This is a genomic window from Pseudoalteromonas luteoviolacea (genome assembly GCF_001696455.1).
Lineage (GTDB): Bacteria > Pseudomonadota > Gammaproteobacteria > Enterobacterales > Alteromonadaceae > Pseudoalteromonas > Pseudoalteromonas luteoviolacea_C.
Genome location: NZ_MAUJ01000004.1, coordinates 447,919 through 470,395 on the forward strand (window position 1 = coordinate 447,919; position 22,477 = coordinate 470,395).

The following is a 22,477-nucleotide window of genomic DNA, read 5'->3' on the forward strand; positions in this document are numbered from 1 at the left end:
TTTTTAACTCATTTATTGAAAGTTGACGGTTACTTCTTCTGAGCAAACATCACCGTACTGGCACACTTTATAGGTGTAGCTTGTTGCCGCTGCGTTGCGTGAGAAGTCACGGTACTTCCCTGTGTTATTGACTGTTCTGATGGCTTCACCGTCGCGGTAAATCGTGACTTGATCGGCACTAGTACCTGTCCACGCTAATTCAACGCGGATTGAACCTAGACGTGATTTATTAACACGTACAACAGAAAGCTCAGGGTTGTCAGAGCTTACAGAAATAGTTTGAGTCGAGGTGTCAGTATTACCTTGACTGTCAGTCACTGTTAGTGCGACCTGATAATCACCCGAAGCTGCAAATGTATGTACAGGGTTTTGCTCGGTACTTGTATTACCATCACCGAAGTCCCATGATCTGCTTACAATGTCGCCATTTGAATCGCTACTGGTATCCGTAAACGTGACGTCAAGACCGTTTTTAGCAAACTCAAACCCTGCCACAGGTGGTACTTCAGATACTTCACCTAAACCGGTGAGCGTAATTGACCAGTTGTTTAACGTACCTGTGTCAAGATTTGCATTATCAACCACTTTCAGCAACCAATCACCTGCTGCCGCTTCACCATTGAAGGCATCAGAGCTAAAGCTATCTACGATGTCATCTGCACTTCCACCGGCTCTATTGTGTAGTGTTGCAACCGTGCCAGACGGAGATGTTAATGTCACAAGTAAGTCACCAATGTAAGTGTGGCTGATGTTCAGCGCTGTGCTACTACCGAAAATTGTCACATCATCTGCAATGGTGATCGTAGAAGTTACACCTGCTTGGTCATTATCAGGAATATCTGCACTTGTGGTATTGTCGTAGACAAAGTCACGCAAGCCATTTGGTAAAACGCTTAATGCGAGTTGTTTCTGTTGGTTTAATTCGCCTGACACTGCATCTACAGTGAAGTTGTAATTACCCCATTGCGTTTCTGTTGTGGTCGCAACACTGAGTACCGCAGTGTCACCCGGCGTTACCGTCGTTTTTGAAAGTGTTACACCGTTTAAGCCGCCGGTTGCTGACAGGTCGATATCACCTTGCCAGTTTGCCACAGACGTGAAAGTTAATTGATAATCAGCAGTTTGCCCTGCGGTGATCTCTTGTGATACCGGCGTTGCGACGACTCTGAAGCCAGGTGTTGGATCTGCATCAATGAGCATTTGCTGTGCATCTAAACGTTTACCTGAAACTGTTTTACCATCTAGTGCTGCAATGCTTTTACCTGAATCCATAAGTAGTGCTTTGAGCTCAAGTGTGGTCAGATTAGGGTTTACAGATAATGCCAGTGCTGCCGCGCCAGCTACATGTGGTGTCGCCATGGATGTGCCTGAATATGAAGCATATTGGCCACCAGGCGTAGTAGAAAGAATGTCACTGCCCGGAGCACCCATATCAACATGCGTAAGACCCCATTGTGAGAATGAAGACATCGCATCAGTGTGCGTTGTTGAGGCAATCGCCATTACGCTGTCATGATCATAGCTTGCTGGGTAGCTTGGCGATAAGTCATTGTCGCGCGCACCATTACCTGCCGCTGCGACAAATAGAATACCCGCTTGCTCACTGGCCGTGATTGAATCGTATAACGCTTGGCTAAAGCCACCACCACCCCAGCTGTTATTTAGCACGCTGATGTTGTGACCAGCATTCTTCATTGCCACCATGTAATCGATACACTTTATCGCGTCAGCTGTTGAACCGCTGCCTGAAGCGTTAAGGAATTTACATCCGATAATTGATACTTCATGGTTTACACCTACAACCCCTTGACCGTTGTTACCGGTCGCACCAATAGTACCAGATACGTGCGTACCATGACCTTGGTCATCCATTGGGTCGCCACTGTCTGTGATTGCGTTTATACCGTATATATCATCGACATAGCCATTGTTGTCGTTGTCGATACCGTCGCCCGCAATTTCATTTGGGTTAACCCACATATTCGCAGTGAGGTCTGGGTGTGTATAGTCTACACCTGTATCAATGACACCGACGATGACGTCACGAGAACCAATGCTGATATCCCACGCCTCTGGTGCATTGATATCTGCGTCATTGGTACCGCCAGTTTGACCTGTATTGTGCAAGCCCCATAGTTCATCAAAACGGCTATCATCTGGTAGTGCCATTGCTTTAACAGTGTAGTTTGGTTCTACATAGGAAATGGCTGGGTGCTTCTCTAATAATTTAATTGCCTGCTTAGAAGTCATGCCATTTAATTGGAAATGCGCAAGGCGACCATTGAGGACATTTTTATAGTTGTCGTCTTTTTCATCAGCATTGCTGTCTGAAATGCGCGCCTTTACTAAACCCCGTGCTTGTGCGCGCATGGCGGCCGTCGCGTCATTTTTAAATACGACAATGACACTGTCATCTGCCGTTTGGGTTGTTGTGTTGATCTGTATTGCAGCGTGAGATGTGAACGCAAACAACGGCATCAATGCCATTGTTAAAGCTGTAAATTTTGTTTTCATCATTCTTCCAAATGTTAGTTGTTCAGACTTTGTAGATGTATGAGTACATAGCTACATATAAATGACTTCTTTTAGAACTGATGACAGCATCGTTTTTGGCAACGAGTAACAACCTAATATAGAGGAATGAGCCACATCAAATTGAAATTAGTTCAATATTAAAATTTCATTACTTTTTGTGATTTAACTCGGTGTGTTGAGAAGTGGATTGGTACTTTTTTGGTAATTTTTGTCTGGAACGACGTTAAAATTAGGTAAAAATCAACTCATACTTTTTTTGTATACAATTGTGGTGAAAACGGTTTTTTTACTTCTTTGTGTTGTAAGTTTATGATTATAAATTGATTTTTTAACCAAGAAAATTTCTCATTTATCTTCTGCTAGGAGCCAATTAGAGTGAATACGTGACTCAGTTTTTAGTTTATTCGTTACGGATTACGTAAGTACTGAAATAGATCAAAAATTGATGAAACAATAATTACAGAACTTCTAATAAGAACAGGACGCATCTTGATTTATTTTCATAAATGCATTTTTCGAGAATAGGTCAAATTAAGTCAATAGTGCTCAAATATTGAATATCGGTTTAATAAAACTAAAGTAATCTTCGCTATGGCAACGGCAAGGTTAACTGAAGTTAGGTTTTAGAGCTGTAGAGCATGTATTGGCGATTACTCTAATTTCAATTGCGAAAAAAACACTAAGGAGAAAAGTGTGAAGTTTTCTAAATCATTAATTAGCTGCGCAGTGGCTATTGCATTCTCACAATCTGTTGTGGCTCAGACAGTCGAAGAAACAGGTAAAGCACAATCAACTTCAAACCTAAGTCAATTAGAGCGCGGCCTGACAACGGGTAATGCACTTACAATTAAGCAACAGGCCGTCGTTTCAGGCAATACACTGGCGAGTTTTCAAGAAGGCACGAGTAATCAGATCAATGTCACAACAGTAGGCGATAATAATGAAACAGTGACAAACCAGTCTGGTACTCAGCATGCAATTATTGTGTCTACTACAGGTGATAGCAATGTACAAAGTTACGTACAAAGTGGCGAGGCACATGGCGCTGAGTCGAGCGTAACAGGTAACTTCAATAATATCGCTGTGGCGCAAAGTGGCGCGGGACACTTGGGCATTGATAATGAAGTGACCAATCTCATTGTAGGTGATGAGAATGACGTGCGTATCTCTCAAGGTGCAGGCGGTCACTGGTACTACAACAAAAACATGCAAGGTAATCAGAACTCAGTAACGGGTACACAAGCTGGATCTTGGCATGAAATTCATATTGACAGTGTAAGTGGTGACCAAAACTCGATTGAAACAACGCAAGAAGGTGACTACAACAAATCTGAATTTAACACCATTGAAGGGGATGAAAACTCAATTGAGGTAAGTCAACTGGGTGATGATCACCGTGTTGTCATTGAACAAGTTATTGGTAATGACAATGAAATTGAGCTGGAGCAAAGCGAAGGCAATGACAACAGCATCAATATTACGGGAATTGTCGGTGAAGACAACGATTTAAGCGTTGATCAAGAAGGCAATGATAACAAATTTGTCAGTGCGCTTTATGAAGGGGACGACAATGACGTAGCTGTAAGTCAAAGTGGTGACGAATCAGAAGTCAGTATTGATATCTCAGGTAATGACAACACATTCACGGCATCGCAGCAAATCGGTAATAAAAACACGTTATATGTCGGTGCGATTGGCGATAACAATGAAGTGAATACCATTCAGACGGGCACAGAAAACAGCACACACATCGCAGTGTTTAATGGTGACAACAACGATATCGATGTTGGCCAGTATGGTATCCAAAACGAATTTGTCTATCAAACGTCTCAGCCTGATCCTAACATTGAAGCAAACGATAACGATATCAATGTTTTACAACGTAAAACGGGTAACAGCGCTGCTGTCACCATGGGTTATGTAACAGCGAGTTCGAACAACCAGGTTGATATTGCTCAAACTGGTGATTTGAACGCCATCGACTTATTGCTTGAGGGTAACAACAATATGGTTGACCTAATGCAAGATGGCGACAATAACTTCATTGTTGGCATCGAGTCGAGTGGTTTTGTGGTTAGTGGCAGTGACAATGTTGTGTCTATTAGCCAAACGGGTAATGGCAACTTAGTTGAAGGCGGCATCGCCGGTAATGGTCAAAACCTGAATATTACACAGGTTGGTGATTACAACGTAGCAACGATTATCCAACAGTAATTAGGAAGGGGGCTATGCCCCCTTTGCTGCAATGAAAGCGATTTCCTTTATTTTTTTAATTGCCTTGGCGATTGGCCAAGCGCAAAGCAAGCAAATAACCGCTCATGAAGAAGAAGAGCTGGGGGGCTTGGTGATTGATCAAAGCATCAGTCGTTTTGGCTACCAGTTTTATTTTGACTTTTCTCAGCTGTGGCGGGACGTGCCCAATACCTCTGGAGTCAACATCATCATCAAAGAAACCGTACTACCTCGAGCTGGTACGCGCCTGCAAGTGTTGATGAACCGACGTGTTGTATACAGTACAGCAATGGGACGCCGAGGTGGATCGCTAGACGATAGAATTGAAACTGCGCTGTTTGCAGTAATGGATGCAATGGCCAGCGAGCGATATCAACAACGCTCTCCAGATTTAGCTGAAAGTGGATGGTAAAATGAAAACAATAACACTGATTCCGTTTTTGATGGTCTCCTGTTCGGTATTCGCAACCGAGATAGTATATAAGCCAATCAATCCGTCGTTTGGCGGTAACCCTTTAAATGCGAGCATGTTACTCAACAAAGCCAATTCTCAAAACAAACACCGTGCGCCAGTTATCGAAAAGTCTTATGGGGAGCGTTTTCAAGAGTCTTTAGAGCGAACCTACTTAAACCGTATGGTGCGAGAAATCTCGGATATGGCGTTTGGTGATGACGTAGAAGATAGCATTTTTAATGAAGATTCTGTATTTGTCAGCGGTGACTACGAAATTCAAGTCATCACCAGCACACCTGACTCAATCACTGTGCAGATCAAGCATATTAACAATGGGGATACCACCATCATTGAAGTGCCGAGGTTTGGCTGATGCGAAGTGTCGTAGTATTTTTTATTGTGTTAATTGCCAGTGGCTGTACGCAAATGCGCTCGGTTATTCCACCGGCACAAAGCTTGCCGCAAGAGTTAGCTGAAAGTCATGAGTTTCAAGCGCTCAAAGCATTACCAAAGCCATTGGGACGTATTCCCGTTGCGGTCTATTCGTTTCGAGATCAGACCGGACAATACAAGCCAAAAGACAATGTGAGCTCATTTTCTACAGCGGTAACACAGGGGGCTAACTCAATATTGACCCAAGCGTTACACGAAACAGATTGGTTTATTCCCGTTGAGCGAGAAGGGCTACAAAACTTACTGACAGAGCGCAAAATAACGCGGGCAGCGATGAGTGAGGAGCAAAAGAATAATGCGCAGTTACCGCCACTCACGATGGCTAAAATCATCTTTGAAGGTGGCATTATAAGTTACGACTCAAATGTTAAAACCGGTGGTTTAGGCATGGAGTACTTTGGTATCGGAGCGTCAGAATTATATCGAGAAGATGTGATCTCGATTTATTTACGGGCGGTGGATGTGAGAACCGGTCAGGTACTTTTGTCCGTGGCGACAACTAAAAAAGTCTTGTCTATGGAAATGAGAGCCGGTTTTTTTCGCTACGTGAGCTATAAAAGACTCGCCGAAGCGGAAGCGGGTTATAGTGACAATGAACCGATGCATATTTGTGTGACTCAAGCGATTGAAAAAGCGTTAACTATGCTGGTGGAGCAGGGCATTGAAAAAGGGGTGTGGTCTGCTAAATCCTAAACGGAGATTCAATGTTTCAAAGAGATAGGGCGTACATAGTACGCCCTTTTTTAATGCCGCCTCATGGATTCCGTATTGGTATTGAGTGGAATATGTTTTTGGGCCCAATTTGCTAACTCAATTCTATTTCTTGAATTGGTTTTTTTAAATGCACTATAAATATGTGTTTTCACCGTGTGGCTGCTGATATTGAGCGAATCGGCAATATCATCGTTTTTGGCGCCGTTTGCCAATAATTTGATAACTGACTTTTCCCTAGCTGTTAGTAGCTCTAATTCAGTATCTTCGACATCTTGTGGCAGTGAATAAGTGGTGTTGGGTAGCTGTTTGATCAGCATATTAAAAGCTTGTGAAATAGAGGTGCGACAAAACCACAGCTCCCCATTTAATACGCGTTGTATTCCCTTAAAAATGTTTTCAACAGATGTATTTTGGTAAATGACTCCTTTGATGTTCGCCAGAAGCGCGGTTTGCTCATTAACGAGGTGAGATTGGGCATTAAACAGTAATACATTGTGATTGGATGCGAGAAGGCGTACTTCAGCGCTGAGTAAATCTTGGCATTCTCGCTGACTTATATCCACTAAATATAAATAATGTAGGTCTCGTGATGTGGAATCAGGAAGTCGAGTGTCGACTTTGATATGGTGACTTGTGGCTTCTAGAATTTTCACAAATCGGACGAATTCTGACTCTTGCGTATCGGTATCTTTGTGTGTCAAAACAAAAAGACTAACTTCCGTGTTATTTGCTTGTATCGCATTCATTCGTACAACAACCTCTTATTGTTCCTATTACTTTAAATATACATATTTTTCACAATAAGTTTAGCTTTAATTTTCATTTTGTTTTTTGCAGTATCAATTTGTGATTAAAAAGTCTTGGTTTTACAGATGGTGTGGGTTGTTTTGGAAGTCATTGAATAAGTTTCAAGTGGCTAGATTGTTAGCCACTTGCTGTTTGAGAGAGGATTAACGATATAACCTTGACCAAGCACAGGTTTTGTAGCCATTTCTTTCAAAATAGAAACGGTAGCAATTGTCGTCATAATTTGAGTTGCCCACGTCGATGCGATATCCACTTATGTAGGTATTGTGTAACGAGATAAAGCGGCCATTGTAAAGCAGTGAAAAGTGAACGTGTGGCCCAGAAGATTGGCCCCCTTGGCATAATGCCATGGAACGATTATTGGCATATCGACCAAGCCAAGCGCCAGCTGAGATGTAGTCACCGCTGCGATACTGCAGATTATCCATATGATAATACTGGGTTGCATAGCCGCTTGAATGCGTAACTCTGATATTACAGGCTGAATACCGTGTGACCGTGCCGCCATGTGCTGCTTGGACCCAAGGGGTATTGGACCCCCAACCACCAGAGCCATTATTGAAGTCTAGCGAAGAGTAGGGGTATCCCGATCCGGTATTGGAGTGTGCACCGCCGCTGTACCAAGCATAGCCAGATGGCCAGGGTAAATTCATAGAGAAGTTAACTTGTGGCTCTACATTTGCCGCTTCAAACTGTACTTTTTCTGGTGCAAATAAGTCGTTTGAAAAAGTGGTTCTATATTGCTTTGCAAAAGATGCTAACGCGCTCGCGTCGCCCAATAAGCTAGTTAAAGCTGCCGTCGAAGGGTTGCTTTTTTCTGTTTTGTGTTTGGTCGTGTATAGCTCAAACGCATAAAATCGTTGACTTAACTTAAGTGCCACATCCTCTAGCTGCGATGCAAAGCCAACTCTATCAGACCAATCACCGAAAGGCTTAATGTGTGCTTGCTTAGTCGGATTGCTCAGCAGCTGGCTTTTCTGTTCCATTAATGCGAGCAATAACTTTGGGTTAATACTGGTATGCCCTGCCCAATGTAGTAGCACCTCCTGATGATCTATCAGGTGTGGCGCTGTGCTATACAGAATGGCTTGCCAATCCTCGTTGAGTAACTCATTGGTGAAAATGAATTGTGATTCATCTACTTGAATAAGTGGGTTGATTGCCAGCGCCTGAACATCAGATTGGTCAAAATGGAAGGGGGCTATATCAAGATGTTGGCCTTGTGCCGTACTATAAGTTGATGTGAATAACAGGGCGCAAAGTGCGCCTGTTTTGGTGCTTAGTTGAATTTTCATGTTGTATCCTCTTGATTGTTTTTTGTACTACAGTGTTCTGTATATCGGTAAGTAACAAAATTGTAAAATAGGAGTAAACAATCTAAAGGAGGGTCTTTGTACAAAAAACACTACAAACTGACAGGATAATCAATCAAAGTGCAAGAGTGGGAGAGAGAAAACGGCAAACTCACTACGACTATGTATGCAGTGTGCTTGCCTTGCAGGTTAGGCGTCTACTTGCCCTGTAAGGACTAGGTACTTCTCCGCTAAAGTATCTAAGCTTTCTCGATGGTTTGGATCTGGCTTAATACAGTCAATGGGACAAACACTGACACAAGTGGGTTGGTCATAATGTCCAACACACTCGGTACATTTGTCAGGATCGATTTCATATACTTTACTGCCCATATAAATGGCTTGATTGGGACACTCAGGGTCGCACATATCACAGTTTATGCACTTACTGGTGATGAGCAGCGCCATAATTATGCCTTTTTGAACGGGTTGCGCGTGTCTTCCTCATTACCCAAGTTGCGCATTAAAATGGCATGCTCAAGGTTGATGTCTTCGGGCAATGGGATTTGAACGATGTGACCGGAACCTTTCGCGTCGCAAATTGACTCACCTTTTTTGTTTTCCATGTGTTCCAAATTGAAAGCAATGTTACCTTGAGGTGTCATAAGCTCTAAGCTATGGCCAGTGCAGAACTTGTTCTTTACATCAATTTCTACGAGGCCGTTGTTGTTTCTTCCCAGTACTTCACCCACAAACTGTTGTTTATCAGATACAGAGTGACCGTATTCGTAGTTTTGATAGTCCTGATGTGCGTGGCGTTTCAAAAAGCCTTCAGTATAACCACGGTGAGCTAGGTTCTCTAATGTGCGCATTAAGCTTGGATCAAATGGCTTACCTGCAACGGCGTCATCTATCGCTTTGCGGTATACTTGTGCGGTTCTCGCGACATAATAAAAAGACTTAGTTCGACCTTCTATCTTAAGACTATGCACGCCCATTTTGGTTAACTGGTCGACATATTGAACCGCTCTTAAGTCTTTTGAGTTCATTATATAGGTGCCATGTTCATCCTCGAAAGCAGGCATGAACTCACCAGGTCGTCCCTGCTCTTCGAGCATAAATACTTGCTCTGTTGGTTGGCCATCTCCGAGTGTTGGGATCACATCCTTTGGGTTTACTTTATGGACGACGTCCCCAAGCTCGGTTTCTTGACCGGGTTTAACATCATAGCTCCAACGACAGGCATTGGTGCAAGTGCCCTGATTGGGATCTCGTTTGTTAATATAGCCAGAGAGTAAACAACGGCCTGAATAGGCCATACACAGTGCGCCATGTACAAATACTTCTAGCTCAGTATTTGGGCATAGCGAACGTATTTCGGCTATTTCTTCTAAAGATAGCTCGCGAGATAGAATGACACGTTCAATCCCTTGACTCGCCCAAAATTGCACCGATGCATAGTTGACTGCATTGGCTTGTACCGACAGGTGTATTGGCATATCTGGCCATTTGTCTCGGACCAGCATGATTAATCCGGGATCTGACATGATGAGTGCATCAGGCTGCATGGCGATAACAGGCTCGATGTCTCTTAAGTATGTTTTTACTTTACTATTGTGAGGCGCAATATTTGAGACGACGTAGAGTTTTTTGTTTTGCTGATGCGCTTCATTGATGCCGATTTCTAGATTGGCTAAATCGAACTCATTATTTCTGACACGTAAACTATACCTTGGTTGGCCCGCATAAACCGCGTCAGCACCATACGCAAAAGCGTAACGCATATTCTTTAAACTACCGGCTGGTGAAAGTAGCTCTGGTACAAACATAACTAAACCTCATACATTGAACTGGGTGCAAGCCAGCTGCTGGGGATTAAAAAGCGGCGCAGTATAAGTGAGATTTTGCAGTGAGATGTTGACGCAGATCAGGTTTAGTAAGGTGCTATCTCCACACTAACTAAATAAAGCGGGCGCAAAGTGTAGGCTTTTAGTCATAAAGCGCGTATAATTCGCGCCCGTAAATATCAACAATTATTAATGGAGCTAAAAAGATGGCTTTAGAGCGTACTTTTTCAATCGTTAAGCCTGATGCGGTAGCAAAAAACCACATCGGTGCAATCTACAACCGTTTCGAGTCTGCTGGTCTTAAGATCGTTGCTTCTAAAATGGTTCACCTTTCTCAAGAGAAAGCTGAAGGTTTCTACGCAGAGCACAAAGAGCGTCCTTTCTTTGGTGCACTAGTTGAATTCATGACGTCTGGTCCAGTAATGGTTCAGGTTCTTGAAGGTGAAGACGCAGTTCGTAAAAACCGCGAAATCATGGGTGCTACTAACCCTGCTGAAGCACTAGCTGGTACTTTACGTGCTGACTACGCTGACAGCATCGACGAGAACGCTGTACACGGTTCAGATGCTCCTGAGTCAGCTGCTCGCGAAATCGCTTACTTCTTCAGCGATGAAGAGATCTGCCCACGTACTCGTTAATATCGAGTTGAGCAGAAAAAAAGGGCTCTCGGGCCCTTTTTTAATCTCTTTAATTAGCTTGATCGTTTTTAAAAGCAATTGGGGTGTTTCTAAAAGCGATTACATCATTGCGATGTTTGATTGATTTTTGTACAATTGCGCGCTTTTATTTATGTTGTTCAATCCGTCACCTGAACTGAGGTTGTTTCATGGCCACGACTGAGAAAAAAATTAACCTATTAGATTTAAACCGCGAGGGGATGCGCGAGTTATTTGCTTCATTTGGCGAAAAGCCATTCCGCGCCGATCAGGTGATGAAGTGGATGTACCATTTTGGTATTGATAACTTTGATGATATGAGCAATATCAATAAGAAGTTACGAGCGAAACTACAAAGCCAGTGTGAAATCAAAGCACCTGAGATCTCGGTAAAGCAAGTAGCGAGTGATGGTACAATCAAGTACGCAATGCTCTTAGAAGGCGGCCAGGAAGTAGAAACTGTCTGGATCCCAGAAAAAGACCGTGCAACATTATGTGTATCCTCGCAGGTTGGCTGTGCATTAGAGTGTACGTTCTGCTCGACTGCGCAACAGGGGTTCAACCGAAACCTTAAAGTGTCAGAAATTATCGGTCAGGTGTGGCGTGTGGCCACCGATATTGGTCTTAACAATGGTGATAGCACAAAACGCCCAATCACCAACGTGGTCATGATGGGTATGGGTGAGCCATTACTCAACATTAATAATGTGGTTCCAGCGATGGAGCTGATGATGGATGACTGGGCATTTGGTCTGTCTAAGCGCCGTGTAACGTTGAGTACATCAGGTGTTGTGCCAGCGTTGGATATCTTAAAAGAAAAAATTGATGTTGCTTTGGCCATTTCACTGCACGCACCAAATAATCCGTTGCGTGATGAACTTGTGCCTATCAACAAAAAGTATCCAATCGAAGAGTTTTTAGCAGCTTGCCGTCGATATATTGATGGGTCAAAAGCAAACAAAGATGTGACGATTGAGTACGTGATGTTGCAAGGGGTGAACGACAGCACGGATCATGCCCATGAATTGGTTCAGGTACTAAAAGGCACGCCTTCAAAAATCAACTTGATCCCTTTCAACCCATTCCCTGGTAATGACTATGGCCGTTCGAGTAACAGCCGTATCGACCGCTTCTCTAAAGTATTACAAGCAGCAGGGCTGACTTGTATTGTACGTCGTACCCGTGGTGATGACATTGACGCTGCATGTGGTCAGTTGGTCGGTGATGTTGTGGACAGAACTAAACGTGTGGTTAGAAAGCAACAAAACCAAGACAATGCCATTGCAGTGAAGGTGGGCTAAAAAATAGGTGATTCGCGGTGGCTTTCAGGTAATATAGAGTCACCGTGTCTTGGCAAAAGGGTGGTTAATGCCTGCTTTTACTGATGTTTTGCTCTCGAAGCTCACCTGCGTGATGAATAAGCGCTGGTTAGTTGGTGTGGGTGTTCCTGTAATATTATTTGGTTTAAGTGGCTGCGTGACGGAAACCCGTTATGCAAACAGTAATAAACCTGTCGTTCAGAAAAAAACGGATAATCAGGATGCGGCGAAAACTCGAATCGCCTTAGCTTTGCAGTATTTAGGTGCTGGCAACAACACGCAAGCTAAGTACAATTTAGATCGCGCGTTAAAACTTGCGCCAAAACTTCCCGAAAGCCACTACGCACTTGCTTATTATTTTGAACAAGTGGGTGAAAACGAAAAGGCTGAAAGTGCTTACATTCAGGCGCTGAAATTTGGCCCCAATGACCCTAACACACGTAATAATTACGGTACCTTTTTGTGTCGCATTGGCGAATATGACAAAGCAACAGAGCAGTTTTTTAAGGCAATAGATATACCAAGCTATCTGCGCGTTGCTGAGAGTTATGAAAATTTAGCGCTGTGCGCGTTGCGTCAAGATAATTTTGATTTGGCGTTGGATTATCTAAAACGAGCGCTTGATCACAATTCTCAAAGGCAATCAGTACTGATTTTAACTGCCAGTATTTTTTACGCCAAAAGTGAGTTACACAAAGCTGAAGATGTACTTAAATTATATGCCAATAAAGGATTTGTCTCTGCGAGAGGTATGTTGTTAGAGCACTTACTTGTATCTAGAATGGGCCGCCTGCAATATGCTCAAGAATTAGAGACTTTGCTTTTGCAAACTTACCCGAAGTCTGTAGAAGCCCAATTAGTGCTTAATAATACTTTACACTTAAGTGAATTCGAGCAGTTAAAAGAACAGTTTAGAACTTCACAGCTGGATAAAATTACCAGTGCAGATGGCACTAGAGCGGTTGCAAATCCACAAATTAAAATCAAGCGCAAGACATCAAACCGTCAAACGAACCCCATTACTGCGCCTGTTCAAAAGCCGAGTCAGGTTGAGTTGGGGGCATCACGCTCTCTGATCTCAACAGCAACTTCTCAAAAAGTGACGAATGACACTTCAGTACAGCCTGTCGCTAAAGTGTACACTGAGCAAGATGTGCAGAATGAAACAGACGCATTCATAACAGATTCACCAGAGCCCCGTAGAGTGCAGTTTGCGAAGCCTGCTCAAGTGCAGATGAAACAAGCTTCTGAGCCACTACAACAGACGGTGAATTTTGCTACAGAAACATCTAATCAACGCGCTGAGCAAGTGGTCTTCCATCGCACCGATCCCAATGACATTGTATTTACGCCAGAGTCTAGCGCCGTGCCAACCGTCGCTTTTGCTGGTCAAGGCAAGATGCTTAATGAAGAGATACGGATACCCGAGGTACCCTCCCATAGCATTGAAATGGGCGAAAACTTATTTAGTTTGTCGGTTAAATATAATATTAAGCTGGAAAAGTTGTTAAAATGGAATGCGCTTAAGAAATCTGATCGGCTCTCAATTGGGCAGGTCGTATACCTAAATGACCCGAATACAACGCATTCAATTGCCAAAGGTGAGTCATTATTTGATATCGCAATAAAGCATAAATTGCTGATAGATGACTTGATGCGTTGGAACCGGTTAACACCAGATGTCGCTCTAGAGCCGGGGCGACGTATTTTAATAGTAGATCCCAATAACTATATTTTATGAACCAAGAAGAGATTGAAACTACAACCGAGACAGTATCACTCGGGGAAACGTTAGCTAACGCAAGGAATCAGCAAAACCTGAGCCTTGAAGATGTTGCTGCGCGATTGAAGCTTAACCACACTCAAATCACAAAACTAGAGCAGGATGAATATCATAGCTTGGGTCCAGAAACGTTTGTTAGGGGCTATATAAAAAGCTACAGTGCGTTACTTGGTTTACAAAGTGAGCAAGTGCTTGCTCTTTATGAAACCCCAAATATTCCTGAACAAAAGCGTAATATGAAAAGTTTCTCAAGGCGCACTGAGAAAGAAGCTAATGACAGTCGATTAATGATCGTTAGCTATATTGTGTTGATTGTTTTTATTGGCTTGTCTGCATTTTGGTGGTGGCAAACTGCGAGTACTTCGGACACCGTAGAGGAAGGTAATTTTATTCCTGACACACCCAGTGCCACTCAACCTTCAGCGCCTCAAGTTTCAGAATCAGATGAGCAGCCAGAGCGTGAAGTTACTCTGACGAATGAGACGCCAGCAACTGCGCAAGTAGCTGTAGTGGAGAACGCCGCTGTCGAATCCGCGCCATCAATAGAAACGGCCGAACAGCAAATACAAGAAACAGCGCAAGCTCTTGCCACTGAGACCTCTGTAGAGGCAGTGCCTCAAGAGCTCGCACCTGAGGTCTCTGAATCTCAAGTATCTCCTCAAGTTGAGGAAATACCATCGTCTGAAGTGAAGTCGACTAGCCAAGTTGTGATGTACTTTGAAGATGACAGTTGGGTTGAAATTTTCGATGCTACGCAAGAGCGTATTGCATTTGGTGTAAAAAAGGCAGGCTACACTATGACAGTGAATGGTATTACACCATTCTCTGTTGTTTTAGGGAAGCATCAAGTAGTCAGTATTGAGCTGGATGGTCAACCAGTCGATATTTCTGGGTTGCCTCGTAATCGTTTAGCAAAATTTAATTTACCGTTAGCAGAGTAGTCGTCATGTTTTCAGAATCACCTATCAAACGAAGAAAGTCCACGCGGATTAATGTTGGCAATGTGCCAATCGGCGATGGTGCACCAATCGCTGTTCAGTCGATGACTAATACCGATACACTAGATGTGGATGCCACGGTAGCCCAAATTCGCGCAATTCAAGATGCTGGGGCTGATATTGTACGTGTCTCAGTACCAACGATGGATGCTGCTGAAGCGTTTAAAAGCATTAAAGAGCAAGTTGATATCCCACTGGTTGCAGACATACATTTTGATTATCGTATTGCATTGAAAGTCGCGCAGTACGGGGTAGACTGCCTTAGAATAAACCCGGGTAATATCGGTAGTGAAGACCGGATCAGAGCAGTTGTTGATGCCGCACAAGAGCGTAATATACCAATCCGTATCGGCGTAAATGGCGGTTCACTAGAGCGAGATCTTCAAGAGAAGTATGGTGAGCCCACACCAGAGGCATTACTTGAGTCGGCAATGCGCCATGTAGAAATTTTACAACGCTTGAACTTCGACCAGTTTAAAGTTTCTGTAAAAGCATCAGATGTATTTTTAGCCGTGGGTGCATACCGTTTATTAGCAAAAGAAATCGATCAACCTTTACACTTAGGGATCACGGAAGCGGGCGGTTTTAGAGCTGGCTCTGTGAAGTCTGCGGTGGGCTTAGGTATGCTACTCGCAGAAGGTATCGGAGACACATTAAGGGTGTCATTAGCGGCTGATCCTGTTCAAGAGATCAAGGTCGGTTTCGATATCTTAAAGTCGCTGCGCATTCGCTCTCGCGGCATTAATTTTATTGCTTGCCCAAGTTGTTCTCGTCAAGAGTTTGATGTTGTTAACACGATGAATCAGTTAGAAGAGCGACTTGAAGACATTATTTCACCCATTACGGTTTCTGTGATTGGCTGTGTTGTGAATGGCCCTGGTGAAGCCTTGGTAAGTGACCTAGGTTTAGCGGGTGCGAATCGCCGTTCAGGCCTTTACATCAATGGCGAACGTCAAAAGACCCGCATTGATAATAATCATATTGTCGAGCAGTTAGAAGAACAAGTAAGAGAATACGTGGCAAAGAAAGAAGCACAACCAAGTATAGACGTTAAGATAATCGAAGAATAGCACTCACACTGGTTGAATTTATTTCGTTTACGTTTTAAGCGAGCAGGGTATAATGGGCGCATTTTATCGCACTGTACTCAGGATTTTGTTGTATCCTGCACCCGTATTTAAGTGAAAAGAATAGTTAAAGTTTAGGAATTTCAGTGGCAAATCAAATTAAGGCAATTCGTGGCATGAAAGATTGCCTACCAGGTACAACTCAGATCTGGCAAAAAATTGAAACGACGCTAAGAGATACATTAGCAGCGTTTGGTTATCAGGAAATACGCTTTCCAATTGTTGAGTCAACAGATCTGTTCAAACGCTCTATTGGTGAAGTAACCGATATCGTTGAAAAGGAAATGTATACCTTTGAAGACCGCAATGGTGATAACTTAACTTTGCGTCCTGAAGGCACCGCTGTTTGTGTTAGAGCTGGTATCCAAGAAGGCTTGCTTTACAACCAAGAGCAACGACTTTGGTACATGGGCCCTATGTTCCGCCGTGAGCGTCCACAAAAAGGTCGTTACCGTCAGTTTAACCAATTTGGTGTAGAAACCTTTGGCATTGCGACAGCTGATATAGATGCTGAGCTGATTATTATGACGGCACGTTTGTGGAAAGCGTTTGGTATTAGTGAACATGTTCGCCTTGAGCTGAACTCTCTTGGTTCAAATGAGGCGCGTGCAGCATATAAAGATATCTTAATTGCTTATCTCGAGCAGCATCAAGACAAGTTAGATGAAGATGCGAAACGCCGCATGTATACTAACCCATTACGTGTTTTAGATAGCAAAAACCCTGAAGTACAAGCCGTTGTTGCCGATGCGCCAAAGTTATCCAAACACTTAGACGAAGAGTCTCAACAACATTTTTCAAATTTATGTGAACGTTTAGACGCGGCTGGCGTCGAATACCAAGTAAATGAGAACCTTGTTCGTGGTTTAGATTATTATAATCGAACAGTATTTGAGTGGGTTACTGATAGTCTTGGTGCACAGGGTACAGTATGTGCCGGTGGCCGATATGATGGCCTTGTGGAGCAACTTGGTGGTAAAGGCACGCCGGCAGTTGGTTTTGCAATGGGCATGGAAAGACTCGTTTTATTGCTTGAAGAGCTGAACAGTGTAGGCGAAATTCGCCGCAACGTAGATGTTTATGTTGCAGCTATGGGTGAAGCGGCCAGTATCAAAGCGCCAGCGCTTGCCGATCAGTTACGAGATGATATCAAGGGGTTACGAGTACAGGTGCATGCCGGTGGTGGTAATTTCAAAAAACAATTGAAGCGTGCTGATAACAGTGGTGCTGTGGTTGCGTTGATTTTCGGTGAAGATGAAATTACTAACGGCACTGTCACGATTAAATATTTACGCGAACAAAAAGAACAAGTAACTCTGCCAATGGCTGAAGCACAGGCACTATTAGCCGAATTGGCTAGTTAAGAGGTTAGAATGGAAATTTATTCAACAGAAGAACAACAAGCAGAAGCAATAAAACGCTTTTTCAAAGAAAATGGCACATCTCTTATCGTAGGTGCGGTATTAGGTCTAGGTGGTTTATATGGCTGGAAAGCATATAACCAAAACCAGATTTCATCAGCTGAATCAAGCTCAGAAGCTTACAATCAACTAATTGAAAGTGGCGAAATCCTGTCGAAAAGCGATGCGTTTTTAACCGAAAACGCGGGTTCTAATTACGCAGTTTTAGCGGCATTCGTTGCTGCAAAAGAAGCCGTAGATGCGGGAGAGTTAGAGCAGGCAGCAAATAAATTGACCTTTATTGCTGACAATGTGAAGAGCCCTGAGCTACAAGCGACGGCGTTGTTACGTCTTGCGCGAGTTCAGCTTGCTCAATCTAAGCATGATGAAGCACTTGCAACATTGAGCAAGTCAATTCCAGCTAGTTTTTCAGCGCAAGTTGCTGAAATTAAAGGTGACGTATTCTTATCTCAAGGCGATCAAGTAAAAGCGCGTGAGCAATATCAAAAAGCGATTGATGCAGATGGTGCAAACAACAATGCCCTATTGCAGATTAAGTTGGATGATTTAGCAACAGCGTCGAACTAAGGAGCCGCCATGAAGAAGTTGACTATGGCCTCATTGGCGCTGTGTATGGCGTCACTTCTGGGTTGTTCTTCAAGTGATGATGAAGAAGAACTTGTATTACCTGAAATTGTAAATCAGTTTGAACCACAAACGGTTTGGCAGGAGTCTTTAGGGAGTGGTGTTGAACACTATTTCTCTCGTTTGACGCCAACCGTGCATAACCAGCGCATTTTCGTTGCAGAACGAAAAGGGCGTGTCGCCGCACTTGATATTGAGAGTGGTGAGACATTATGGGAAGTTGATACGCGTCAAGAAACATCATTTTGGCCATGGGCCGATGACGACTCTGCTAAGCTATCAGGTGGCATTTTACAGGCATACGGTAAAATTTATATCGGTTCAGAGCATGGCGAAGTTATCGCACTTGACCGTGAAACAGGTGAAACTGTTTGGCGTAAGGCTGTTCCCGGTGAAGCCCTATCCACGCCTAGCGCAGGTGATGGGTTAATATATGTCAACTTAGGCTCAGGTAAATTATTAGCGCTTCACCCAGATACAGGTGAGCAACGCTGGAGTTACGAGCAAGAAGTGCCGGCACTGACATTGCGCGGTCTGAGCTCGCCAACATCAGCCAATGGTGGTGTCCTTGTTGGCGAAGAAAGCGGCAAGTTAACGGTACTTATCGCCGATAGCGGTTTCTCTGCTTGGAGTACTGATATTGCATTGGCTGAAGGTTCATCTGAGTTTGAGCGTTTGGTTGATGTTGATACAAAACCGATAGTATCCGGTGCTTATGTTTACACGATAGCGTATAATGGCAAGCTTGCCGCGCTTGATGTTCGCTCTGGAAACATAGTTTGGGACCGTGAATACAGTAGCTATCGTGATTTGACGATTGAGTTGAATACCATTTACTTGGTAGATAGTGAAGGTGTGCTCTATGCTCTAGATAAAGATTCGGGCACGGAGCGTTGGAGCCAATCAGGGTTACGAGGTTGGTACCTAACTGCACCTGCAATCGCTGGTGATTATGTCGTAGTTGGTGATCAGGAAGGTAACCTGCACTGGCTAGACAAGAAAACTGGCGCGTTAGTCTCGCGACAAGAGTTTGATGATTCAGGCTTTTTTGTAGAGCCAGTCGTGGTTGATGACAAGTTATTTGTCTACACGCGTGATGGTGAAATCAGTGCGATAAAAGTTCCTTAGTAGTTACTAGGTCAAAGATTTTGTAAGGCTTCGCACTGCGAAGCCTTTTGTTGTTTAAAAAAGAGGTAGTCTATGCTTCCTGTGATCGCTCTGGTAGGGCGGCCGAATGTGGGTAAGTCCACATTATTTAATCGATTAACGCGTACTCGTGACGCACTAGTCGCCGACTTTCCTGGTCTGACACGTGATCGTAAATACGGTCAAGCAGATTATGATGGCTATGAATTTATTGTCGTTGATACGGGTGGTATCGATGGCAGTGAGGAAGGCATTGAAACTGAAATGGCAGAACAATCGCTGCTTGCAATTGAAGAAGCCGATATTGTGTTGTTTTTAGTGGATGCACGTGCCGGCATGACTGCTGCCGATCAAGCGATTGCTCAGCACTTGCGAAAACAGGAAAAGAAAAGCTTTATTGTTGCCAATAAAACAGATGGTATAGACGCCGACTCTAGTTGTGCTGAGTTCTATCAGTTGGCTCTGGGTGATATCCACCAAATCGCAGCAGCTCACGGACGCGGTGTAACACAACTTCTAGAAGCAACGCTTGGCCCAATTGTGGCTGAATTAGCGCAGCAAGAAGATGATATTGAGCAAAGCGATGAGAGCATTGCGGAGTTATACCTAGAAGGTGAAGAAGCACCAGAAGAAGGCAAGTCAGGTTTTGAAGATAAGCCTGTAAAGCTGGCAATTATCGGTCGACCAAATGTGGGTAAGTCGACTCTGACAAACCGAATTTTAGGTGAAGAGCGAGTTATCGTTTACGATATGCCGGGTACCACACGAGACTCAATTTATATTCCAATGACACGCAATGAACGCGAGTATGTGTTAATTGATACTGCCGGTGTGCGTAAGCGTAAGAAAGTCAGCGATGTTGTTGAAAAATTCTCCGTCATTAAAACGCTAAAAGCCATCGAAGATGCAAATGTGATTTTATTGGTAGTTGATGCGCGTGAGGGGATTTCAGATCAGGATCTTAGCTTACTAGGGTTTGCGCTAAATTCAGGCCGTTCTTTGGTCATCGCAGTCAACAAATGGGATGGGCTGGACAACTACGTCAAAGAGCGAATTAAATCCGAGCTAGATCGTCGATTGGGCTTTATAGACTTTGCACGTTTGCACTTTATTTCAGCGTTACATGGCACTGGTGTCGGTCACTTATTTGAGTCTGTAGATGAAGCTTATGAGTCTGCAACGAAACGTGTGAGTACTGCCATGTTAAGACGTATTATGGACATGGCGCAAGCTGACCACCAGCCACCACTGGTTCGTGGGCGTCGCGTTAAGTTGAAATACGCACACGCAGGTGGTTATAACCCACCTAGAATCGTTATTCACGGTAATCAGGTACATGACCTGCCTGATAGTTATAAACGCTACCTGATGAACTACTATCGCAAGGCACTCAATATTATGGGTACTCCGATAAAAATTGAATTCAGAGAAGGCGACAACCCTTATTCAGGGCGAACGAACAAGATGACTTTATCTCAAAAGCGCAAACTTAGAGCGTTTACTAAAGAGCAAAGAAATAAATCTTGATAAAAAAATGGCGCATTGAGCGCCATTTTTAATTGTATTTACTCCCTCAACTTTATACTTCACTCTGCCCTTCAAGCTGTTGGTGTGAGCTAAATTCTTTACGCTGCTCATTAATTATGCTTTATTAGTATTTATTTCTTAACTTATTGTTGTGATGCATTTTCTTAAAACGGTCATTTATGTAGATGACGTAGAAGAAGTCTTAGATTTTTATTTTCAAGCTTTTGGCCTGAGTGCGCATTCAGTGACAGAAAATGGGGATTATGGAGAGCTTGAAACGGGTACCGTTTTGCTGGCATTTGCAACCCACCCGGTAGCTCAATCTCAGTTCAAGCAAACTTACATTCGCTCTCAGCCCAAGCAGCCTGCTTTAGGGTTTGAGCTCACTTTGGGTTGTGAGAATGTGTCTAGCAGTTATGACAAGGCGGTTGCGGCTGGGGCAGAACCGTTGTCTGCACCAAGCCAGAAAGGAGTACATACACAGGCGTATGTACGCGCCATTGAAGGGACATTAATTGCCTTAGTCAGCGAGTGCGCGAGCTAGGCTAACAGGCTCAATCTCAACGCAAACGTTATCGTTATTCCAATTGATCCCGATCAGCGCGTTGTCATCTCTAAGATCCTCAACCCATTCATCTAGGAAAGAGTCAAGGTCGATAGCGATTGGCTTAAACTCATCCCATTCTTCTTTACACTGTTCTAAAGCAGCAGACTCGTCAGCCCATAACAATAACACGTCAGATTCTTCGAATTGGTTTGATTCAACAATGACAAAACCACCATCTTCTGCTCCAAGGGCCCATACCTGCTCACTTTGTTTTACGACAGTAACAAAGTTGACCACTTCTGATTCTAACTCTAGATCATTCATATTATTTACCAGTTAAAAAATTAGCTGCGAGGATCCGTTTCTTTTGCACTGGCATGCACATGCCATTTCTCTAGGTGACTCAACAAGCTATTAAAGCCAGACAAATCAGCTAGGCTTCTGAATTGGATCCAATCTAACAAGCAGTATAAACTGATCTGCAGATACTCGCAGTTCAAAAAAACGTCTGTTGTGCATTGCTTATCTAAATAGCTCAATGTTTCAGTTATGCGTTCACGCTGCAAATTAAAGAATAAAACATCGGCATGCGTATCAAGTTCTGAGCGTTGCCCCAGCAATATTTCAATCAAAGAGTCATTACACGCATTGATGGTGGTTAATAGGTTCTCTTGATCCCAGTTTAAATGTGGCAATGAAAACTTATCTTGTAGATAGCGAGCAATTACGTTGGAATCGTTTATGACTTGCTCTCCACAGACTAGAAATGGAATTTTTCTAGCGGGGTTATGCTCAACCAGCACCTTTCGCTCATTGGCATCAAATATGTTCAATGTCTTATATTCGTATGATAATTCGTGGATTGCACAGTACATTCGCAACCTTCTCACGTATGGAGAAGTGTTAGAGCCGTATAAAATCATTGGTATTCCCTTATTTCATCAAATTGCTAAAACGTAGCATGACAAATAGAACAATCAAAGTATACGGAAAAA

At 43.4% G+C, this 22,477-nt stretch carries 21 protein-coding genes; 14 read left to right on the plus strand and 7 right to left on the minus strand.

Annotation, left to right across the window (positions count from 1 at the left end; all coding sequences use genetic code 11):
- Positions 1-12: 12 nt before the first annotated feature.
- Positions 13-2,514: a S8 family serine peptidase gene (locus A7985_RS14810; protein WP_065791230.1), complete on the minus strand. Its 2,502-nt coding sequence runs from the start codon at positions 2,512-2,514 to the stop codon at positions 13-15.
- A gap of 714 nt (positions 2,515-3,228) precedes the next feature.
- Here A7985_RS14810 and A7985_RS14815 point away from each other — a divergent pair.
- From A7985_RS14815 to A7985_RS14830, 4 genes are read left to right on the plus strand one after another with little or no spacing between them, the layout of a single operon-like run.
- Positions 3,229-4,749, plus strand: a complete 1,521-nt coding sequence (locus tag A7985_RS14815) for a curlin (protein WP_065791231.1) — start codon at positions 3,229-3,231, stop codon at positions 4,747-4,749.
- A gap of 31 nt (positions 4,750-4,780) precedes the next feature.
- The gene (locus A7985_RS14820; protein WP_081310588.1) at positions 4,781-5,179 is read left to right on the plus strand and encodes a CsgE family curli-type amyloid fiber assembly protein; all 399 of its coding nucleotides are present in this window, start codon (positions 4,781-4,783) and stop codon (positions 5,177-5,179) included.
- A 1-nt stretch (position 5,180) separates the two neighbouring features.
- Complete coding sequence (locus tag A7985_RS14825) at positions 5,181-5,594, plus strand: curli assembly protein CsgF (protein WP_176716754.1); 414 nt, start codon at positions 5,181-5,183, stop codon at positions 5,592-5,594.
- 53 nt (positions 5,595-5,647) lie between these two features.
- Positions 5,648-6,367: a CsgG/HfaB family protein gene (locus A7985_RS14830; protein ID WP_370671168.1), complete on the plus strand. Its 720-nt coding sequence runs from the start codon at positions 5,648-5,650 to the stop codon at positions 6,365-6,367.
- A gap of 50 nt (positions 6,368-6,417) precedes the next feature.
- On the opposite strand, the gene A7985_RS14835 is transcribed toward A7985_RS14830, so the two are convergent.
- From A7985_RS14835 to trhP, 4 genes are all read right to left on the minus strand, one after another.
- Positions 6,418-7,134: a helix-turn-helix transcriptional regulator gene (locus A7985_RS14835; RefSeq protein ID WP_065791234.1), complete on the minus strand. Its 717-nt coding sequence runs from the start codon at positions 7,132-7,134 to the stop codon at positions 6,418-6,420.
- 204 nt (positions 7,135-7,338) lie between these two features.
- Positions 7,339-8,490 (minus strand): M23 family metallopeptidase, encoded by a 1,152-nt coding sequence (locus A7985_RS14840; RefSeq protein WP_081310589.1) that lies wholly within the window; start codon positions 8,488-8,490, stop codon positions 7,339-7,341.
- Between the two features lie 207 nt (positions 8,491-8,697).
- Positions 8,698-8,955, minus strand: coding sequence for a YfhL family 4Fe-4S dicluster ferredoxin (locus A7985_RS14845; RefSeq protein ID WP_065791235.1), 258 nt, complete (start codon positions 8,953-8,955; stop codon positions 8,698-8,700).
- Positions 8,956-8,957: 2 nt separating this feature from the next.
- Positions 8,958-10,316 (minus strand): prephenate-dependent tRNA uridine(34) hydroxylase TrhP, encoded by a 1,359-nt coding sequence (trhP, locus tag A7985_RS14850; protein WP_065791236.1) that lies wholly within the window; start codon positions 10,314-10,316, stop codon positions 8,958-8,960.
- Positions 10,317-10,540: 224 nt separating this feature from the next.
- On the opposite strand from trhP, the gene ndk reads away from it, so the two are divergent.
- The 10 genes from ndk (at position 10,541) to A7985_RS14900 (ending at position 21,479) form a co-directional block, all read left to right on the plus strand.
- On the plus strand, positions 10,541-10,972 hold the full coding sequence (ndk, locus tag A7985_RS14855) for a nucleoside-diphosphate kinase (RefSeq protein ID WP_063358800.1): 432 nt from the start codon (positions 10,541-10,543) through the stop codon (positions 10,970-10,972).
- A gap of 188 nt (positions 10,973-11,160) precedes the next feature.
- The gene (locus tag A7985_RS14860) at positions 11,161-12,291 is read left to right on the plus strand and encodes a bifunctional tRNA (adenosine(37)-C2)-methyltransferase TrmG/ribosomal RNA large subunit methyltransferase RlmN (RefSeq protein WP_065791237.1); all 1,131 of its coding nucleotides are present in this window, start codon (positions 11,161-11,163) and stop codon (positions 12,289-12,291) included.
- 67 nt (positions 12,292-12,358) lie between these two features.
- Positions 12,359-14,050 carry a type IV pilus biogenesis/stability protein PilW gene (pilW, locus tag A7985_RS14865; protein ID WP_256096773.1) on the plus strand — a complete coding sequence of 564 codons (1,692 nt, stop codon included), beginning with the start codon at positions 12,359-12,361 and terminating at the stop codon, positions 14,048-14,050.
- Entirely contained in the window at positions 14,047-15,033 is a 987-nt protein-coding gene (locus A7985_RS14870; protein WP_065791238.1) for a RodZ domain-containing protein, read from the plus strand. The genes pilW and A7985_RS14870 overlap by 4 nt, the downstream gene beginning before the upstream one ends.
- A 5-nt stretch (positions 15,034-15,038) precedes the next feature.
- On the plus strand, positions 15,039-16,160 hold the full coding sequence (gene ispG, locus A7985_RS14875) for a flavodoxin-dependent (E)-4-hydroxy-3-methylbut-2-enyl-diphosphate synthase (RefSeq protein ID WP_065791239.1): 1,122 nt from the start codon (positions 15,039-15,041) through the stop codon (positions 16,158-16,160).
- Positions 16,161-16,303: 143 nt separating this feature from the next.
- On the plus strand, positions 16,304-17,581 hold the full coding sequence (gene hisS, locus A7985_RS14880; protein WP_065791240.1) for a histidine--tRNA ligase: 1,278 nt from the start codon (positions 16,304-16,306) through the stop codon (positions 17,579-17,581).
- A gap of 9 nt (positions 17,582-17,590) precedes the next feature.
- The gene (locus A7985_RS14885; protein WP_065791241.1) at positions 17,591-18,205 is read left to right on the plus strand and encodes a YfgM family protein; all 615 of its coding nucleotides are present in this window, start codon (positions 17,591-17,593) and stop codon (positions 18,203-18,205) included.
- Between the two features lie 9 nt (positions 18,206-18,214).
- Positions 18,215-19,390 (plus strand): outer membrane protein assembly factor BamB, encoded by a 1,176-nt coding sequence (bamB, locus tag A7985_RS14890; RefSeq protein WP_065791242.1) that lies wholly within the window; start codon positions 18,215-18,217, stop codon positions 19,388-19,390.
- A 72-nt stretch (positions 19,391-19,462) separates the two neighbouring features.
- Positions 19,463-20,935 carry a ribosome biogenesis GTPase Der gene (der, locus tag A7985_RS14895; protein ID WP_065791243.1) on the plus strand — a complete coding sequence of 491 codons (1,473 nt, stop codon included), beginning with the start codon at positions 19,463-19,465 and terminating at the stop codon, positions 20,933-20,935.
- A 154-nt stretch (positions 20,936-21,089) separates the two neighbouring features.
- Complete coding sequence (locus A7985_RS14900; RefSeq protein ID WP_065791244.1) at positions 21,090-21,479, plus strand: VOC family protein; 390 nt, start codon at positions 21,090-21,092, stop codon at positions 21,477-21,479.
- Here the strand turns inward: A7985_RS14900 and A7985_RS14905 are convergent.
- Positions 21,456-21,806 carry a DUF2750 domain-containing protein gene (locus A7985_RS14905; RefSeq protein ID WP_065791245.1) on the minus strand — a complete coding sequence of 117 codons (351 nt, stop codon included), beginning with the start codon at positions 21,804-21,806 and terminating at the stop codon, positions 21,456-21,458. The two genes, A7985_RS14900 and A7985_RS14905, sit on opposite strands and share 24 nt — an antisense overlap.
- Positions 21,807-21,826: 20 nt before the next feature.
- Positions 21,827-22,405 carry a glutathione S-transferase family protein gene (locus tag A7985_RS14910; RefSeq protein ID WP_065791246.1) on the minus strand — a complete coding sequence of 193 codons (579 nt, stop codon included), beginning with the start codon at positions 22,403-22,405 and terminating at the stop codon, positions 21,827-21,829.
- Positions 22,406-22,477 lie beyond the last annotated feature (72 nt).